The following is an 18,809-nucleotide window of genomic DNA, read 5'->3' on the forward strand; positions in this document are numbered from 1 at the left end:
TTTTGCATGCAGGGCTTTTGGGGTCTGGGGGCGGCTATGCGGGTGAAAGCGATTGATGGCCTACTATTGCCAGCCGTCTACCATGTGGGCGCCACGAGCGTAAGCGAGCGCGGCCGAACCTCTACGTCGTACGTGCGCCCATGGAGCGGCTCGCCGTCTGCCTGGCATGGCGGCTCGCGCTCCAGGAACTCTATGTGAAGGTGCATGACCCGCCTTGTGGCGATGGCGCGCGACCCCGCGTGCCTGCCCGTGCGCGCAAGGGCAAACAGCGCGAGGACATGGGGGAGTGCGGGCACGCTCACGTTGTAGCAAAGGTCGAGGCTGCCGTCGTACGGGTCGGCGTCCGGGCAGATCCTGAAGCCGCCGCCGTACGTGGGACCGTTCTGCACGGCAAACACGATCGAGTTGAGGTGGACGTCCTTCTCGCCGTCCATGGTGACGCGCGAGGGATAACCTGACGCCTCGCCCCTGACCTTGGAGAGGATCTTGATGCCTGACGTCGCGAACAGCCCGGATCCCTTCTGGTGCGTCTGCGCGGCGCGGCGGTCGGTCGTGTCGAGGGCGATGGCGGCGTCGAGCCCAAACGAGAGCGTCTGCACGAAGTAGGCGGACTCGCCGGCGTCGCTTGCTACGTGGCCAAGGTCAAGCTCGAGCCTGCGCCCGCGCAGGATCTGCCCAAGGGCGGCGATTGGGTCGTTTGTGGCGGCACCGATGGTACGCGCGAAGTCGTTTCCCGAGCCGACGGGGACGACGGCAAGTGCCGGCCGCTCGTGCGGCGCCACGGACATGAGGCCGTTTGCGACCTCGTGGATGATGCCGTCGCCGCCAAGCGCGACGACCGTGTCGAAGCCGGCGGACTCCCGCGCCATCCGCATTCCGTCTCCCGGCGCCTGGGTAAGGCGAAGCTCGAAGCCTTCTGTCGCGTTTGCGTAGGACGAGAAGAACCTCTCCACGCGCTCGGCGGCCGCGGCTCCGTCGCCGCTGTGTGCCACCGGGTTCGCTATCACGAGCGTCCTGCCAAGGCTTTCGTTCATGCTGGTTCGACTCCCATCCATCGCCCTGTAAACAATCTAGCGCCACTGGTGCTTGTGCGTAGGGGAGGGTGGGACGAGGATGCCGCGTTGCGCGGTGGGTGGTGGGACCGAACAAAAAAGAAGGCCACGGGATAACCCGTGGCCTCATGTGCAATGGAGCGGCGGACGGGACTCGAACCCGCAACAGGCAGCTTGGAAGGCTGCTGCTCTACCAATTGAACTACCGCCGCATATGGTCGGGGTGACTGGATTCGAACCAGCGACCCTCTGCTCCCAAAGCAGATGCGCTACCAAACTGCGCCACACCCCGGAGCCGCTCTGAAAGTATAGGGTACTGCGACGGTTTGGGCAACCGTCGATCCAACAATCGGCACAACTAGTTGGATTATGGGAGGCGTCTACGTGTCGTGATGACTAGTGATGATGGTTCGTCATGTACTCGTGAGTAGCCATCATGAGGTAGTAGTCCTCGTCATGCTTTTCCGCCTTGGCGCGCTCCTCTGGCGTCATCTTCTGACGTTCGCGTGCGCGAGAGTTTGCCGCAGCCTGAATCAGTCCGATAAGAAGGCCAATGCCATAGAGCACGAGAATCAGGATGCATACGCCGTAGAAATCCATGATGTCGCCCCCTCGGTCCCTAGCTGTCCGACGCCCATCTTATCGATTATGGTACCCAGAAGGTCAACGTGAAATATGTCGAGTTCCGCGAGGACGTGAGCCGCAAGAACGGTTATGCGCACTTCCTGCGGGATGCGGCCGCCGGCCACACGGCGGAGCACGTGCAGATACTGCGCTCCGCGCTCGGGGGCTAGGTGTCCCGTTACCGCAGTCGCATGCTGTCCCCGTGAAGAGCGGGGCAAGGCTGGGTCCTTCTCGCCTGCGCATCCATGCATCTTGCAACTACGTTGGAAGGCAGCTTTCAATGTGGCATGCGCATGGGGCGCATGGGCTGCCGGGGTGCGGCGTTGTCGAATCGCTATCACGCAGGCCACAATTGCGCTCGCATGTACATTCTGTTACGCAAAACCGCGTGAAACCATTTCAAACCCGTGAAATAACTATCCTGATTTTGCACCGGTTACGATGTCTCGCAAGCGTCGCCTGCCCCCTGGCAGACGGAGAGGAGATTAGCACATGAACTATTCCGAGCGAGTGATTGCCGATCTGGAACAGCGCTACTCTGACCAGCCTGAGTTTATCCAGGCCGCGAAGGAAGTCCTGACCACCCTACAGCCTGCCCTCGACAGGCATCCCGAGTACGAGAAGGCCGGTCTCCTCGAGCGTCTGGTCGAGCCCGAGCGCATCGTGATCTTTCGCGTGCCCTGGGTCGACGATTCCGGCAAGGTCCAGGTCAACCGTGGTTACCGCATCCAGTTCAACTCTGCGATTGGCCCCTACAAGGGCGGTCTGCGCCTGCATCCCAGCGTCAACCTCTCCATCCTCAAGTTCCTGGGCTTCGAGCAGATCTTCAAGAACTCCCTCACCACGCTTCCCATGGGCGGCGCCAAGGGCGGCTCGGACTTCGATCCCAAGGGCAAGTCCGACAACGAGGTCATGCGCTTCTGCCAGTCCTTCATGACCGAGCTCGTCAAGCACATCGGCCCGGACACCGACGTCCCCGCCGGTGACATCGGCACGGGCGGCCGCGAGATCGGCTACATGTTTGGCCAGTACAAGCGCCTCACCAACTCTTGGCAGTCCGTCCTCACGGGCAAGGGCCTCTCTTACGGCGGCTCCCTTGCGCGTCCGGAGGCCACCGGCTACGGCGCCGTCTACTTCCTCCTGGACATGCTGAAGGAGAAGGGCGACTCCATCGACGGCAAGACCATCGCGGTCTCTGGCTCCGGCAACGTCGCACAGTACGCCATCCAGAAGGCGGAGCAGCTTGGCGGCAAGGTCGTGACCTGCTCTGACTCCAACGGCTACGTGTACGACCCCGAGGGCATCGACTTCGACCTGCTGTGCCAGATCAAGCAGGTGGAGCGCGGCCGCATCAAGGAGTACGCGGAGCGCAAGGCTGGCGCCACCTATCACGAGGGCGAGCGCCCCTGGGGCGAGAAGTGCGACATCGCCATGCCGTGCGCCACGCAGAACGAGCTCGAGCTCGATGACGCGAAGAAGCTCGTCGCGGGCGGCTGCAAGTACATCGTCGAGGGCGCGAACATGCCCACCTCGACCGAGGCTACCGAGTACGTGATGGCCAACGGCGTGTTCTTCGCACCCGGCAAGGCCGCGAACGCCGGCGGCGTCGCTACGTCCGGCCTCGAGATGTCCCAGAACCACGAGCACCTCTCCTGGACCTTCGACGAGGTCGACGAGAAGCTCCATGGCATCATGGACTCCATCTACGCAGCCGCGTCCGGTGCGGCCAAGGAGTACGGCCACGAGGGCGACCTGGTGTTTGGCGCGAACATCGCGGGCTTCCTCAAGGTCGCGGACGCGATGATGGCGCAGGGCATCTGCTAGAGCGGGACAACCCATGGCGGTCCGGGGGGCTTCGACTACCCGGGCACGCGAGCACATGAGAGAGGCGGGATCGGGCATGCGTCCGGTCCCGCCTCATCGCTTTTCTCGGCTGTTTGTAACAGAATCATAAACATGACCACGAATTGATACTAAAACGCATATCAGACCCTCTACAATACGAAACAACCTTTAAGGACGGTACGGAGATACCGTAAAGGATGACCATGCGTCAAGGTGATGATTAGGGATTCCGCCAAGGGGTGGGGTCCCTCTATTTGGCGCGCGGCACGGAGAGGATGGTTGCATGAACCCACTTGTGAGCAGGGAACGGCAGACACAGGCGCTTCTGGCGCTCGAGGACGGCACGGTGTACAGGGGTCGAAGCGCCGGTGCCGGCGGCGAGGCCTTTGGCGAGATCGTGTTCAACACCTCGATGGCGGGATACCAGGAGATCGTGAGCGACCCCAGCTACGCGGGACAGATCGTGACGCTCACGTATCCGCAGGTTGGCAACTACGGCGTGAGCGCCGCCGCCATGCAGTCCGGCGGGCTTGCGCTTTCCGGCCTGGTGGTGCGCGACATGTGCCGCGAGCCCAGCAACTGGCAGAGCGAGGGCAGCCTTCCGGACCTGCTGCGCAAGAGCGGCGTCGTCGCGATCGAGGGCGTGGACACGCGCGCGCTCACGCTGCGCATTCGCTCGGCGGGCGCCATGCGAGCCGCGATATCGACGGAGGACCTGGACCCCAAGAGCCTTGTGGCGCGCGTGTGCCAGGCACCCGGGATATCGAGCCACAACTATGTGCCGGACGTTTCGACCAAGCAGGAGTACGTGGTGCCCGCGGCGGGGGAGCGGCGCTTCCGCGTGGTGGCGTACGACTGCGGAGAAAAGCGCGGCATCGCGGACGGGCTCGCGGCCGTGGGGTGCGAGACGGTCGTGGTGCCGTGGGACACTCCGGCCAGGCGCGTGCTTGCGCTTGGGCCGGACGGCGCGGCGCCGGACGGCGTGTTCTTCTCGAACGGGCCGGGCGATCCCACCCAGGTTGGGGCGACCGCGCAGGCGGCGCGCGAGCTGATGGGCAAGGTGCCGGTGTTTGGCATCTGCCTGGGCAACCAGCTGATGGCCCTTGCGGCGGGCGCAACGATCGAGAAGCTGCCGTTTGGGCACCACGGCGGCAACGAGCCCGTGATGAACCTGCTGACCGGCAGGGTGGAGATAACGGCCCAGAACCACAACTACGGGCTGGTGTTCGAGTCGCTGGGCAAGATCGTGCCGGAGGAGTCCGGCGGCTTTGCGGAGCATGAGCGCGACCTGCGCGCATGGAGCGAGCGCCACGTGGCGCCCGTGGTCATGAACGAGCGCTTTGGCCGCGTGAGGCTGACGCACGTGAACCTGAACGACGGCACGCCGGAGGGCGTGCAGTTCCTGGACGTGCCCGCGTTCTCGGTGCAGTACCACCCGGAGGCGTGCCCGGGGCCGCACGACTCCGCGTACCTGTTCACGTCGTTCGCACGGCTCATGGCAGGCGACGCAGACTGCCTTGACATCGACGTGCGCGAGGGGAGGCGCTTCTGATGCCCAGGCGCGATGACTTGCACAAGATCCTGATAATTGGCTCCGGCCCCATCGTGATCGGCCAGGCCTGCGAGTTCGACTACTCCGGCACCCAGGCGTGCCGCGCGCTGCGCGAGGCGGGCTACGATGTGGTGCTGGTGAACTCGAACCCGGCGACCATCATGACGGACCCCGAGACCGCGGACCGCACGTACGTGGAGCCGCTCACGGCGGAGGCCGTGGGCAGGGTCATCCGCAAGGAGCGGCCGGACGCCATCCTGCCCAACATGGGCGGCCAGACGGCGCTGAACTGCGCGATCGCGCTGGGGGAGTCCGGCGTGCTGGACGAGTGCGGCGTGGAGGTCATAGGATGCGACCTGGACTCCATCCGCGTGGGAGAGGACCGCGAGCTGTTTGCGAAGGCCATGGGCGAGCTGGGGCTGGAGGTTGCGGACTCCGGCTTCGCGCACAGCCTGGACGACGCCCGCGCCGTGGCGGCGCGCCTGGGATACCCCGTCGTCATACGCCCGAGCTTCACGCTGGGAGGCGCCGGCGGCGGCGTCGCGCACGACGAGGGCGAGATCGAGATCATCGCCGGGCAGGGGCTCTCGCTCAGCCCGGAGCACGAGGTGCTGGTGGAGCGCTCCATCGCGGGCTGGAAGGAGATCGAGATGGAGGTGATGCGCGACGCCCAGGGCAACGGCATCGTGATCTGCTCCATCGAGAACCTGGACCCCATGGGCGTGCACACAGGAGACTCCATCACGGTCGCGCCCGCCCAGACGCTCTCCGACGCGGAGCTGCAGCGTCTGCGCGACTACTCGCTTGCGATCCTGGAGAAGGTGGGCGTGGCAACCGGCGGCTCCAACGTGCAGTTTGCCGTGAACCCCACGGACGGCCGCGTGATCGTGATCGAGATGAACCCGCGCGTGAGCAGGAGCTCGGCACTTGCCTCGAAGGCGACGGGGTTCCCCATAGCCAAGGCCGCGGCCCTTCTCGCCGTGGGCTACACGCTGGACGAGATAACGAACGACATCACGCGCGCCACGCCGGCGTGCTTCGAGCCGTCCATCGACTACTGCGTGGTGAAGGTGCCGCGCTTCGCGTTCGAGAAGTTCAAGGGCACGAGCGAGACGCTCGCCACGCGCATGAAGAGCGTGGGCGAGGTCATGGCGATCGGCCGCACGTTCGAGGAGGCGCTGCAGAAGGCGCTGCGCTCGCTGGAGCAGGGCCATAGGGGTCTGGGCATGGACGGCGTGGACGACCTTTTCGCGCTGGGCGAGAAGGACCTGGAGGAGCGTGTTTCCACCCCCACGCCAAGGCGCATCTTCCACGTGGCCGAGGCGCTGCGCCGCGGCTGGGACGTGGCGCGCGTGCACGCGCTGAGCGGCATCGACGCGTGGTTCCTGGGAAGGGTCCGCGACATCGTGGCCGCGGGCGGGCGCATCCGCGAGCTTGGGCTGGCGGGGCTCGACGCGCCCACGATGCTCGCCGCGAAGCAGATGGGCTTTTCCGACGAGCAGATCGCGTGGCTCACGGGCACCAGCGCCGAGGTGGTGCGCGCGCTGCGCGAGGTGGAGGGCGTGCGTCCCGTCGTGAAGACGGTGGACACGTGCGCGGGCGAGTTTGCCGCGCGGACGGACTACCACTACCTCACGTACGAGGCCGCGCCCGTACTGGGCGCCGTGCCCGCCGGCGAGCACGCCGAGGGCGCGCGGCCGCGCGTGATGATCCTTTCCGCCGGGCCCAACCGCATTGGCCAGGGCATCGAGTTCGACTACTGCTGCGTGCACGCGAGCGCGGCGCTGCGCGAGCGCGGCTTCGAGACCGTGATGGTGAACTGCAACCCCGAGACCGTCTCGACGGACTACGACACGTCGGACCGCCTGTACTTCGAGCCGCTCAAGTTCGAGGACGTCATGAACGTGGTGGAGGTGGAGCGGCCGCAGGGCGTGATCGTGACGCTTGGCGGGCAGACGCCCATCAACCTCGCCCACAGGCTGAAGGCGGCGGGCGTGCCCATCATGGGCACCCAGCCGGACGCCATCGACCTGGCTGAGGACCGCGACCGCTTCAGCCGGCTGCTCGACAGGCTGGGCGTGGCCTACCCGCCCAGCTCCACGGCCCAGACCGTGGACGAGGCCAGAAGCGTCGCCCGCAGCCTTGGGTTCCCGCTGCTCGTGCGACCGAGCTACGTGCTGGGCGGGCGCGGCATGGCCATCGTGTACAGTGACGACGACCTGTCCACGTACATGTCCGCGGCGGCGCACGTGTCGCCCGACCACCCCGTCTACCTGGACGCCTTCCTGGAGGACGCCATCGAGCTGGACGTGGACGCGCTCGCGGACGGCGACGAGTGCTACGTGGGCTCCGTGCTGGAGCACATCGAGGAGTGCGGCATCCACTCCGGCGACTCCGCGTGCTGCTACCCGTGCTTCTCGCTCTCCGACGCCATCGTGGCGCGCGTGCGGCAGATCACGCGGCAGCTCGCGCTCGCCGTCGGGATCGTCGGGCCGCTCAACGTGCAGTACGCCGTCAAGGACGAGCAGGTGTTCGTGATCGAGCTCAACCCCCGGGCCAGCAGGACCGTGCCCTTCTCGTCCAAGGCGTCCGGCGTGAGCCTCGCCCGCTGCGCCGCCCGCGTCATGGCGGGCGAGAAGATCCGCGACCTCGGCCTGCCGCCGGAGGATAGGGAGGTGGGCTACTTCGCGGTGAAGGAGGCCGTGATGCCGTGGTCGCGCTTCCCGGGAGCGAACGTGGAGCTTGGCCCCGAGATGAGGTCGACGGGCGAGGTCATGGGCATCGCGCGGAGCTTCCCCGAGGCGTACGCGAAGACGCGCCAGGCCATCGAGTACAGGATGCCGGAGCGCGGCACGGTGTTCGTGAGCGTATGCGACCGCGACAAGCGCGCCATCGCGCCCGTGGCGCTTGCCTTGAGGGGCCTGGGCTACGACATCCTCGCGACGCGGGGCACGGCGAAGACGCTGCGCGCCGCCGGCATAGAGTGCGAGGTGTGCCGGCGCCTGAGCGAGGGGCACCCGAACGCCATCGACGAGATGAGGTCCGGACGGATCTCGTTCATCATCAACACGCCGCACGGGCACGACTCGCGCGGCGACGGGTCCAGGATTCGCGAGGAGGCGGTGAGCCGCGGCATCACGTGCGTGACGGCGCTCTCGGCGACGGTGGCGCTGGTGCAGTCGCTCGCGGCCGTGAGGGACCGAGAGCTGGACGTGTACGCGCTGCAGGACCTGCGCTAGGCAAGGGCCCCCGCTCGAGGGGCCCTTTTGCGCAGCTCGCATGGAAAGATTTGCGGACAGCGGGGTAAAATGCGAAACGTTTGCTATCATGCATAGGCTGTGCATGAATCATGCGGGCGTGGCGGAACTGGTAGACGCGCTGGATTTAGGTTCCAGTGGGAGAAATCTCGTGAAGGTTCAAATCCTTTCGCCCGCACCAATGCAAAGCAGAGTAACTGCGCAAGGGGGCAAGACGTGGGCCCTGCTCCCTGGCACGAGAACACTGGAGGAACGTTGAACATCACCGTCACCGCTGAGAAGCCCGAGAATGGCAAGGTAGTCGCCACCATTACCGTCCCTGCCGCCGAGGTCGACAAGTACGTCGCCCGCACGTACAAGGACATCTCTCACAGGTACCAGTTCCAGGGCTTCCGCAAGGGCCACACCCCGCGCCCCGTCATCGACGGCATCGTCGGCCGCGAGGCGGTTCTTGGCCAGGCGACCGAGGACCTCATGAACGACGCACAGCCCGCGATGCTCGAGGAGCTTGACATCGTCCCCGTCGAGAGCCCCGACTACGGCGAGGATCCCCTGGCCGTCGTGGAGCACGAGGACTTCACCGCTACCGTGACCGTGAGCGTGCCGCCCACCTGCGAGCTGGACAGCTATGACGCGCCGGCCATCAACATGCCTCCCGAGGAGGCCACCGAGGCCGAGATCGACCAGCAGCTCGAGCAGCTCATGAGCTACCACAACACCTACGAGGACGTCGAGGAGGACCGCGAGGCCACCAAGGACGACGTCGTCTCCCTGGACGTCGAGGACAAGGCCGAGCAGAAGTCCGGCCTCGCCGGCACCGACCGCCAGCTGAACCTCGCGAGCACCTACCTGCCGGAGGAGTTCGTGGCGGGCGTCGTCGGCATGAAGAAGGGCGACCAGAAGGACATCGCCTGGACCGAGAAGCAGGGCGATAACGAGCGCAACTACGAGGTCTCCGTCACCCTGAAGGCCATCAAGAAGTCCGTCACCCCCGAGCTCGACGACGAGTTCGCGAAGAAGAACTTCGGCTTCGACACCGTCGCGGAGCTTCGCGACGCCCTGAAGGAGGACATCGAGAACGACAAGAAGTCCAGCCTTCCCTCCCTCAAGGAAGACCGCGTCGTCGAGGAGATCGGCAAGCACCTCACCCTTGAGGAGGTCCCCGAGGCCTATCTCAACCAGGTGTTCAACGAGCTCGGCCAGGAGGTCCTCGGCCAGCTCCAGCGCCAGGGCATCAGCCTCGACATGTACCTCGCGGCTCGCAACATCAAGAGCCAGGACTTCGTGAACGACCTCCACGAGCAGGCCGAGGAGCGCGCCCGCCAGTCCCTGGCGCTCGACGCCCTGGCCGACAAGCTCGGCCTCGAGGCCACCGACGAGGACGTGCGCGCCGAGTTCGAGAAGGCCAACGTCGACGACGTCGACGCCCGCATCGAGGAGTTCAAGAAGGGCGGCCAGCTGCCCGCCATCCGCGAGTCCATCCGCCGCTCCAAGGCCGTGGACTGGATGGTCGAGAACGCTCCCGTGACCGTCGTGGACGAGGTCGCCGAGGCCCGCGCGAAGGCCGAGGGTGCGGATTCCGAGGACGCCGAGTAACTCTCGATAACTTAGACTACGGGAAGCGCTCCGAGGGTAACAGGTACCTCGGAGCGCTTTTTGCAACCATCGTAGTGGCATTGCATGGGACAGGTCCCATGTTCTGACGGCCGGCCCAACGTTCCGGCAAGAAGGAGAACGCATGCACAACCCCATGAACACACCCCTCATCCCGTACGTGGTGGAGCAGACGCCGCGTGGCGAGCGCAGCTACGACATCTACTCGCGCCTGCTGAACGACCGCATTGTCTTCCTGGGCGAGGAGATCACCCGCGACTCCGCGAACCTCGTGATCGCGCAGCTGCTGCATCTCGAGAGCCAGGATCCCGACAAGGACATCTCGCTCTACATCGACTCTCCCGGCGGCGAGGTGTACGCGGGCCTCGGCATCCTCGACACCATGAACTTCATCAAGCCGGACGTCTCGACCATCTGCGTGGGAATGGCCGCCTCCATGGCGTCCGTCCTTCTCGCCGCGGGAACCCCGGGCAAGCGCCTCGCGCTTCCCAACTCGATGATCATGATTCACCAGCCGAGCTCCGGCGCCCAGGGACAGCAGACCGACATCCAGATCGTCGCCGACGAGACCAAATACATCCGCGAGCACATGAACGAGCTCCTCGCGCAGTATACTGGTCAGTCCGTGGAGAAGATCAACGCGGACACCGAGCGCGACAACTACATGCGCGCCCAGGAGGCAAAGGAGTACGGTCTCGTCGACAAGGTCATCGCCTCGCGCAACGAGCAGGCGTAGCCTCAAGGCGAGCAGCTTAGGAAGAGAACCAGATGCCGAACAACGACATGAACATGCCCGAGATGCACTGCTCGTTCTGCGGCAAGAGCAGGAGCCAGGTTCGCAAGCTCATCCAGGGGCCCAACGGGGTCTTCATCTGCGACGAGTGCGTGAAGGAGTGCTCCGACATCATCAGCGAGGACGACGCGCACGTGGTGGAGGAGGGGGAGAAGGGCAGCGACCTCATCGAGAACCTGCCCACCCCGCACGAGATCTACGAGGAGCTCTCGCAGTACGTTATGGGACAGGAGGCCGCGAAGCGCGCCATGAGCGTTGCGGTCTACAACCACTACCGCCGCGTCCAGATGGGCGACGACGAGGTCAACTCCGCGGGCGAGGAGGTGGAGCTCGCCAAGAGCAACATCCTCCTGCTTGGCCCGACGGGCACGGGCAAGACGCTCCTGGCCCAGACGCTCGCGCGCTTCCTGGAGGTGCCGTTCGCGATCGCGGACGCCACGACGCTGACCGAGGCCGGATACGTGGGCGAGGACGTGGAGAACATCCTGCTCAAGCTCATCACCGCGGCCGACGGAGACGTGGAGCGCGCCGAGGTGGGCATCGTCTACATCGACGAGATCGACAAGATCGCGCGCAAGGCCGAGAACCTCTCCATCACGCGCGACGTCTCCGGCGAGGGCGTGCAGCAGGCGCTCCTGAAGATCCTGGAGGGCACGGACGCGAGCGTCCCGCCCCAGGGCGGCCGCAAGCACCCCCAGCAGGAGCTCATCCACATCAACACGAAGAACATCCTCTTCATCTGCGGCGGCGCCTTCGTCGGCCTGGACAAGATCGTGGCCGACCGCATCGGCAAGAAGGGCATCGGCTTCAACGCGGAGCTCAACAAGAAGGTCGAGGAGAACTCCGACGAGCTCATGGCCCAGGTCATGCCCCAGGACCTGCACAAGTTCGGCATGATCCCCGAGTTCATCGGCCGCATCCCCGTCATCACCTCCACGAAGGAGCTGACGGAGGACGACCTGGTGGAGATTCTGACGCAGCCGAAGAACGCCATCGTGAAGCAGTACAAGCGCATGTTCGAGATCGAGGGCGTGAACCTCGAGTTCCAGGACGACGCGCTGCGCGAGATCGCCCGCGAGGCGATCGCGAGGAACACCGGCGCCCGCGGCCTTCGCGCCATCTGCGAGGCGACGCTCGAGGAGACCATGTTCGACATCCCGAGCGACCTCGAGATCACGGACGTCGTGGTGACCCCGGAGTCCGTCGGCGGCAAGCAGCCGCCAAAGATCGTCCGCAAGTCCGGCTCAGGCTTCGGCAAGCACTCGGCGTAGCCCGCAGGGCGCGCCTGGGCGAGAAGGACGAGGCGCCTGGCACGAGGCGTCCGCCAGAGGCTCAAGACACGATGCCCGCCGTACGGTATCACTCCGTACGGCGGGCATTCTGCTGCTCTTGCGCCTCGTGGGCGCGCGTGACGTGTGGGGCGACTCTCCGGGCGTACGCTGGGGACGTCCCCTGCCGCCGCCCTAGATGGCGAATCCCGGCAGCACGGTCGAGTCGTTGTCGTCTCCCGTCGCCGCCACGGCGAAGCGGAAGACGTCCCCACTCGGCCCCACGCGGTTGAACCAGGTCTGTCCATCGTCCTCGGAGCAGTCGGGGCTGGGGGAGCGCGTCCACCAGTAGCACTTCGAGCCCTTCCAGCGCTCTGCCGTCGCGTCGTTCGCCCTTGCGTTCGTGGAGACCTTGCGATCCTTCCAGTAGCGGTACTGGGTGCCCTCGGCGTTTATGATTCCGGCCAGGTACCCATAGCCCTTCGAGAAGGAGGCGGTCGTGCGCTTGCCGCCGAGCTCTGCCATCGAGAAGAGCCACACGGAGTCCTTGGTGGCGGTGACGGAGTCTGCGCTTCTCGTTGCGCCCGCGTTGTTCGTTAGCTTCGAGACGGGGACGATGACGGAGGACAGCTCCTCTGGCAGCATCGCGAGGAAGTCGTCGTTCAGCCACGCGCGCATGTCGCAGTCCTTCCAGCCGCCCTGGGCCATCTTGGCGTCGCTCATGTTCCTTGCCGCGACCGGCGCCCTGAAGGCGAAGGTGAGCCCCGCCTTGCCCTTGCCGTCCGAACGGTCGTCGTGGTGGTAGCCGACTATCCGCACGGTCGCCTTCGTGCCGTCTTGAAGCTCGATGTCCTTCGTGAGGTTGCCGGCGATGGACCCGTCCTTCCTGGCGATGCCGTACTTGACGGCAAGTGACAGGGCCTCCTTGGAATCCCCCGCGTTTGCGATCTTGCGCGCGACCTTGGAAAGCTCGTCCCAGCTGCTGTCATTCAGGCCGTGGTCGGCAAGGGCGCCGAAGAGCTGCGTGCGGTACGCGGCGATGCCGAGCGCCGCGGCACCTACGGCGCATCCGGCTCCGATCAGGAGCGAGCGCCTGGAAATCACTATCTTGCCCTCGGACGCCTGGGGCGCGGCGGTGCCCTTCTCGCCCGCGGGCGTTGTGGGACCTGCGATCGGGACAGAGGGTGCGTAGGCGGAGACATATCCGCTCTCGAGGTGGGCTTTGCCGTCAACCTTCGGCGCCTGCTCGCGTACGAGCTCGATGGCGTGCCCCGTCGTCTTCTCCTGCCACGCGGCGATGCCCCGGAAGAGCTCGCTAGCGGAAGGGCGGTCATGGGGGCTTGCCGAGAGGCAGGGCATGAGGGCGTCTATCAGGGGTTGGTCTGCGTCGATGTGCGCCACGAGCGGCTCCGGCGCGTGGCTCGTCTTGATTTTGAACGCGCTTTCGCCCGGATGCTCGGAGAGCCTGAACGGCGTCCTTCCCCCGTACATCTCGTAGAGCACGCTGGCCAGCGCATAGACGTCGATGGAGGGGGAGCGTCGCGCCTCGATGTAGCTCCTGTCGTCGAGCGCGAGCATCTCGGGTGGGGCGTACTCCGGCGTCGCGGCGCGCCATACGTCCATGGTGCGGGTGAAGGTCGCCTCGGTCCTGCTCATGAAGATGGAGCTTCCCAGGTCGATGAGACGGAGGTCCAGGACGTCGCCCGAATCGCCGTTTGCGGGGAGGACCATGATGTTGCGCGGGGATATGTCGCGATGGATGAAGGTGCCGTCGAGGCAGCTGGTGGAGACGAGCGTCTGCAGCGCGCCGAGGGCGAGCGCCGCGACGGCATGCCCCGTGCAGCCGCTGCCGTCCTCGCAGAGTGGGAGGTCCTGCGCGCGCTCCGCGGCGAGCAGGGTCTTTCCGGGTATCCACTCCATCAGGATAGCGGGGTCTCCCGCCCGCGTCACGCCGTAGCCGTAGACCCTCGGGAAGCCCCTGAGAGAGGAGACCGCAAGCATGGTGCGGTACTCCTCGAAGAGTGCTGCCTCGCGCCCGCGGCGAGAGAGCGGGTCCGTGTCGGTGGGGAGGGGGCGGAGGCGCTTCAGGGCGAACAGGTCGCCCTCGGTGTTGTGTGCCGCCAGCACCTCGCAGTCCGAGAGGTGGTCGGTTGCTGGCCGCCTCTGTGCAAGCACCGTCATGTACTTGCGGCGCACGGTTCCCTCATCCTTGGGGTTCACGGCAAAGGAGGTGTCGAGCTGGGCGAACTCCACGACCTCGAGAGCGCTATTACCCTCCTCGTTGGCTTCGTGCTTCAACCTGTCCTCCTAGCTCTTCTCGCCCGCTATGCGCATGACGAGGAACTCCGTCGACGCCCCGAGGCGCAGGACGTCGCTGTTTGATATCCTGACCGGCCCGTACTCCCGGCCGGGCTCCCGTTGGGACTGGGGCGGCTCGACGACGGTGACCTCGCGCGTGTCGCCCGAGACGAGCGTCGTGCCGTTTGTCGAGTGCAGGCCCTGGAGCCACCAGGTGCCATGCGACCGCCAGATCCTGGCGTGCCGGGCGGAGACGTCGCTTCCGACGGCGGTCACGTCCTGCGCACCCGGTGCGAGCGCGCCGATGATGGTCCCCTCCGGCTCGAGCGAGAGCGGGTATACGGGAAGTCTTGCCTCGCCGTTGTCGATGCGAAGTATTCCCAGGCAGACATCGTCTTCCGCCGCTGCGCTAGACGGACGCTCACTGCCGATGCGCGTCTCCATGGTGTGGAGGCCGTCCGCGTAGCATGCCCGCGAGTAGGCATCCACGATGCCGATGGAGACCCGAGGGTCGCCGAGGCACCCGGTCGCCACGAAGAGCATGAAGCCGAGGTGGCTCTTCTCGCCGTCGCCTAGCTGCTTAGCGGCCCAGATCCTGTCGAGCGCGTTCTGGTAGAGGTTCCCGTCCTGCCCGAACCTCGCGATTGCGTTGCGCATGGAGTCGGCGGCCTGCCCGCGGTAGTGCCTGTCGAACTGCGCGGGACCCGAGCCTGCCTCCCTGAGGTGGGAGAGGATCAGGTTCTCGAGCTGCTGGGCGGACCTTGGGAAGCTGTTGAACGCCTCCGTTCCGTAGCGGCCGGGCCTTGCGTGGACGATGTCGCGCGAGAGGAACGTGCGGTCGGTGCCCGCGCGCCCGCGGATCGGCATGCCGTTGGCGCTTGCCGTCGGGCTCAGGAGGATCATGGCGGCGTCGCGGTTGGATATGTGGCCGAAGGCCTTGAGGTCAGCATAGAGAATGTGACTTGGAGTCTCCATGTATGCTTGCGGCCTTTCCTGCGATGTGGTGACGATGTGGGACAAGAGAGATTCGCCACACCCAGGCGACCAAGCCCCCACGTTCCGGGCTTGCGGACTTCGTTTCCGTTCCTAGGATGGTACGGCAGCGCACGGTGACGCATCCGCAAAATGTTGCGCAACATTTTGCGGACCTCAGCAGAGGCGCCCCGCCCTGCGCGCGGCGAGAAGTGCCTCGTAGTCCCTCTCGGTCTGGTCCGCATACCTCGTGGCGAACGTGCGGAGCGCCTCGTCCGCCTTGTCGTCCTGTCCGAGGTATGCCGCGATGGCGAAGCGGTTTCCCGTGCGGGCGTGGGCCCGCGCGAGGGTCCATCCGCACAGGGCGGAGAGGTGCGCAAGGCGATGCGCGTCAATCTTCGTGAGGTCGGGAGCGCCCTTTCCGTCCCATAGCTGCCTCACGTAGTAGTCGTGGAGCCTGCCGTCATCCGCGGGCAGGCGCGTCCATCCCAGGAAGGCGTCGGACGCGACCTGGATGGCGCGCTGTCCCTCCACCACGCGCTGGCCGTGCTCCGCGTAGCCGCTCCTTCCCACGTAGCGCTCGAGCACGGACTCCTCCGCCTCCTTGATTTGCAGCACGAGCGCGTCGGCGGGACCTGCGCCCTCGAACACGCAGATCCACGTCCGCAGGCCGACGGACCCCACGCCCACGACCTTGCGCGCGATGTCGACGCCGTGGTAGGAGTCGAGGAGCGCGCGCCTGCTCTCTGGCAGCGACTTTCGGTAGCCCCTGAGGATGAGACGTATGAGCTTTGCGGAGGCGTCCTCGCGGGTGAGGCTCGCGTCGTGGGCGAGCCTGTCCGCAAGCGCGGCCGCGGCATCGCCCTGCGGGCTCTGGGCCTCGATGTCACGAAGGGGGACGATCAGGGGAGGGTCGCTCACGAAGCGGAGCCCATTGTCCGAGACCTCGGTGAACTTGGCGACGGCGCGGGCGTTGTTTCTCTTCTCGGCCTTGTCGAAGTCCTTCGCGAACGCCTTGCGGGTCGACTTGTCGCCATGCTCCTCGACGAGCTCCTCGACGTGCTCCTCGTCCGCCTCGGCGTACCACACCTCGAGGTTGCCCATCTCGGCGAACTGCCGCATGGCCTGGTGGTAGCCTCCGACGCAGGCGAGAACGGCCTTCTCGGCCTTGCCGCCGGAAAGCCCGAGCATGCGGGCGCACACCTCCACCGAAGCGGCGAGCCGCTTGAGGTCCCACTCCCAGGGGCCGCGTGCGGTCTCGTCGAAGTCGTTGAGGTCGAATGCCAGGTGGCGCTCCGGGGTGGCGAATATGCCGAAGTTCGCGAGGTGGGCGTCGCCGGAAGCCTGCACGCGGAGGGAAGTCGTGGGGAGGCACGCGAGGTCGCCGGCCATGGGGAGTGCGCAGCCGCGGTAGTACGCGAAGGGGTCGGCGGCCATGCGCTCGTAGCGGATGGGGACGAGCTCGCTCACGCGGCTGGCGTCCTGGTCCCTGAGCAGATCGAGCGGGTCGGGACGGGTGGTGCCGGCCGGCGGCCATTGCGCAAGCGCCGCAGGCGGGAGCTTGTCTCTAAGCCTCGTCCCGAGGGCGCGTGACTCCTCGGGGCTTAACTGCGTCGGCTGCTCGAACGCCGCCCGCAGCAGGTGCGTGACCCTTTGGGCGATCGCCCCCGCGGCCGCGCTGCCCAAGACGCCCTTACGTTGTGTCGAACCGTCGGCCATGGAACCTCGCCCTTCTCGCCCCTCTTGTCCTGCGCTCCCTCGCCATCGCCGCCAACCGCTATGCGAGGAGCCGCTCCGCGTTGTCGCACACGGTGCGCGCCAGCACATCCGCGTCGCACGAGCGCGCCTCTGCGATGCCCGCGAGGCACTCCCTGAGAGCGCCCTCGATCTGGGCGGCGGAAAACGGCACGCCCTCGCCGGGCGGAAGGTCCGTCTCGGTCAGGAGGTGGCCGAGCGGTACCTGCCGCGCGTACTCGCGACCGCGGCGCGTGCGCAGCATCATGGGGTTGACGGAGAACCAGCAGCCCGCGACCACGGAGGCGTGGAGCTCGTCCGAGCTGCCCGAGAACCAGTGGAACACGCAGCGGCAGCGCTCGAGGCAGCCCGTTTGGCTCAGGATGCCAAGCACTTCTCCCGCGGACCTGACGGAGTGGATGGACATGACCGTGGGATGCGCGGGGTCGCTCCCGGCGGCCGCGGCCTCGCAGACGAGCCGAAACGCTGCCCGCTGGGCGTCCCGCGAGCCCTCCGGCACGTGCCTGGGCGAGAAGTCCATGCCGACCTCGCCCACGTAGCGTGCCGTACCGGCGAGGTCGGCCGCCGCCCTGACGTCCGCAGGCGAGAGCCGTCCGTCCGCCACCCACCACGGGTGCGCGCCCACGGCGACGCTCACGTTGGGAAGCCCCGCAAGGGCGTCCCGCGCGCGCAGGTAGCCCCGGGGCGTCACCGTGGTCGCGAGCACGTGCAGGCCGTCTGCCTCGGCGTCGCGCGCGACGTCGCCCATGTTCGACATGAAGTCCAGGTGGCAGTGCGCGTCGAACAGCCGCATGGCTACCTGCCCCCGCGCCTGCGTGGCGCCACGATGGGCTCCTGCACATCGAGGTCGCTGTGCAGGTCCGCGAGGTCGCATATAACGCGGCCGGCTATCATCTGGCCCATGATGGGCGGCATGTAGCTCATGGTGCCCAGCGTGACGCCCTTCTCGGGCCGCCTGCCGTCCGGCAGCTCGGCGCCGCGCGGCGTGACGGGCATGGGCACCTCGGACGAGTACAGCACCTGCAGGCCCCTGATGCCGCGCTTGCGACACTCCTTGCGCATGACCTTGCAGATGGGGCACGACTTGGTCTTCTCGATGGTCGAGAAGCGCAGGCGCTCCGGGTTTAGCTTGTTCGCCCCGCCCATGCTGGATATCAGTCGCAGCCCGCGGTCCTGGCACCACTTGGCGACGATGAGCTTCTGCGAGATGGTGTCGATGGCGTCCACCACGTAGTCAGGGCGGGGGAGCGCCTCGAGCGTCGGTACGAGGTTCTCCTTCGAGAGGAACTGGTGCACGGTGGTGACCTTGCAGGTCGGGTTGATGTCGTGCACGATCTCTTCCATCACGTCCGTCTTCGCGCGGCCGATGGTTGAGTGGTACGCCACGGCCTGCCGGTTGATGTTTGACGGCTGCACCACGTCGCGGTCCACCAGCACGAGCTCGCCCACGCCGCCGCGCGCGAGCGCCTCCACGCAGTTCGACCCGACGCCGCCCAGCCCCAGCACGAGCACGCGCGAGGACGCGAGCACGTCCAGGCGCTCCTGGCCCAGGATGATCCTCAGCCTGTCGGTGGCCGTCTCCGGCTCGATCGCGCCGCCCCCCGAGCTGGCTCCTGCCGGAACGTCCGCGTTCTTCTCGCCCATGCGGTTCCCCTCGATGCCTAGCGGGGGCCGACGGCCCCCTAACGATGTGTGGTAAAGACTGTAGCACGGCGTGGCGCGTGGGGCACCGCCCGGCCGTGCTATGCTGTTTGCTTGACTTTGCCCGCTGGCTGCGGG

Annotated in this window: 14 protein-coding genes and 3 tRNA genes; 8 read left to right on the forward strand and 9 right to left on the reverse strand. The window is 66.6% G+C overall.

All coding sequences use genetic code 11. The annotated features are described in order from the left end of the window. Nucleotides 1–77: 77 nt before the first annotated feature. From HF885_RS05810 to HF885_RS05825, 4 genes are all read right to left on the reverse strand, one after another. Nucleotides 78–1,034 carry a diacylglycerol/lipid kinase family protein gene (locus tag HF885_RS05810; RefSeq protein ID WP_170103972.1) on the reverse strand — a complete coding sequence of 319 codons (957 nt, stop codon included), beginning with the start codon at nt 1,032–1,034 and terminating at the stop codon, nt 78–80. 154 nt (nt 1,035–1,188) lie between these two features. Beyond that, nucleotides 1,189–1,264, reverse strand: a tRNA-Gly gene (locus tag HF885_RS05815). A gap of 3 nt (nt 1,265–1,267) precedes the next feature. Next, nucleotides 1,268–1,344 (reverse strand) — tRNA-Pro (locus HF885_RS05820). A 104-nt stretch (nt 1,345–1,448) separates the two neighbouring features. Next, nucleotides 1,449–1,652: a hypothetical protein gene (locus HF885_RS05825; RefSeq protein WP_170103974.1), complete on the reverse strand. Its 204-nt coding sequence runs from the start codon at nt 1,650–1,652 to the stop codon at nt 1,449–1,451. A gap of 68 nt (nt 1,653–1,720) precedes the next feature. Here HF885_RS05825 and HF885_RS10550 point away from each other — a divergent pair, with 68 nt between their 5' ends. From HF885_RS10550 to clpX, 8 genes are all read left to right on the forward strand, one after another. Beyond that, the gene (locus HF885_RS10550; protein WP_268935589.1) at nt 1,721–1,846 is read left to right on the forward strand and encodes a hypothetical protein; all 126 of its coding nucleotides are present in this window, start codon (nt 1,721–1,723) and stop codon (nt 1,844–1,846) included. Between the two features lie 322 nt (nt 1,847–2,168). After that, on the forward strand, nt 2,169–3,500 hold the full coding sequence (gene gdhA, locus HF885_RS05830) for an NADP-specific glutamate dehydrogenase (RefSeq protein WP_170103976.1): 1,332 nt from the start codon (nt 2,169–2,171) through the stop codon (nt 3,498–3,500). A gap of 304 nt (nt 3,501–3,804) precedes the next feature. Continuing rightward, complete coding sequence (gene carA, locus HF885_RS05835; protein ID WP_170103977.1) at nt 3,805–5,073, forward strand: glutamine-hydrolyzing carbamoyl-phosphate synthase small subunit; 1,269 nt, start codon at nt 3,805–3,807, stop codon at nt 5,071–5,073. Further along, nucleotides 5,073–8,312 carry a carbamoyl-phosphate synthase large subunit gene (gene carB, locus HF885_RS05840; protein ID WP_170103979.1) on the forward strand — a complete coding sequence of 1,080 codons (3,240 nt, stop codon included), beginning with the start codon at nt 5,073–5,075 and terminating at the stop codon, nt 8,310–8,312. Before carA ends, carB begins: the two co-directional genes overlap by 1 nt. 112 nt (nt 8,313–8,424) lie before the next feature. Beyond that, nucleotides 8,425–8,511, forward strand: a tRNA-Leu gene (locus HF885_RS05845). A gap of 74 nt (nt 8,512–8,585) precedes the next feature. Beyond that, nucleotides 8,586–9,926 (forward strand): trigger factor, encoded by a 1,341-nt coding sequence (gene tig / locus HF885_RS05850; RefSeq protein WP_170103981.1) that lies wholly within the window; start codon nt 8,586–8,588, stop codon nt 9,924–9,926. Between the two features lie 142 nt (nt 9,927–10,068). Continuing rightward, the gene (locus HF885_RS05855) at nt 10,069–10,680 is read left to right on the forward strand and encodes an ATP-dependent Clp protease proteolytic subunit (RefSeq protein WP_170103983.1); all 612 of its coding nucleotides are present in this window, start codon (nt 10,069–10,071) and stop codon (nt 10,678–10,680) included. A 32-nt stretch (nt 10,681–10,712) separates the two neighbouring features. Continuing rightward, nucleotides 10,713–12,008, forward strand: a complete 1,296-nt coding sequence (clpX, locus tag HF885_RS05860) for an ATP-dependent Clp protease ATP-binding subunit ClpX (RefSeq protein WP_170103985.1) — start codon at nt 10,713–10,715, stop codon at nt 12,006–12,008. Between the two features lie 192 nt (nt 12,009–12,200). Here clpX and HF885_RS05865 read toward each other — a convergent pair whose 3' ends face one another. The 5 genes from HF885_RS05865 to HF885_RS05885 all read right to left on the reverse strand — a co-directional run bounded on the left by HF885_RS05865 (nt 12,201) and on the right by HF885_RS05885 (nt 18,674). After that, complete coding sequence (locus HF885_RS05865) at nt 12,201–14,303, reverse strand: DUF6273 domain-containing protein (RefSeq protein ID WP_170103987.1); 2,103 nt, start codon at nt 14,301–14,303, stop codon at nt 12,201–12,203. Nucleotides 14,304–14,312: 9 nt separating this feature from the next. Then, nucleotides 14,313–15,278, reverse strand: coding sequence for an FHA domain-containing protein (locus HF885_RS05870; RefSeq protein WP_170103989.1), 966 nt, complete (start codon nt 15,276–15,278; stop codon nt 14,313–14,315). Nucleotides 15,279–15,452: 174 nt separating this feature from the next. Beyond that, nucleotides 15,453–16,994 (reverse strand): DUF2252 domain-containing protein, encoded by a 1,542-nt coding sequence (locus tag HF885_RS05875; protein WP_170103991.1) that lies wholly within the window; start codon nt 16,992–16,994, stop codon nt 15,453–15,455. Between the two features lie 58 nt (nt 16,995–17,052). Next, nucleotides 17,053–17,823, reverse strand: coding sequence for a TatD family hydrolase (locus tag HF885_RS05880; protein ID WP_170103993.1), 771 nt, complete (start codon nt 17,821–17,823; stop codon nt 17,053–17,055). Nucleotides 17,824–17,825: 2 nt separating this feature from the next. Then, nucleotides 17,826–18,674 carry a tRNA threonylcarbamoyladenosine dehydratase gene (locus tag HF885_RS05885; protein WP_170103994.1) on the reverse strand — a complete coding sequence of 283 codons (849 nt, stop codon included), beginning with the start codon at nt 18,672–18,674 and terminating at the stop codon, nt 17,826–17,828. Nucleotides 18,675–18,809: the final 135 nt, after the last annotated feature.

The sequence above is a fragment of the Parafannyhessea umbonata genome, assembly GCF_012844235.1.
Lineage (GTDB): Bacteria > Actinomycetota > Coriobacteriia > Coriobacteriales > Atopobiaceae > Parafannyhessea.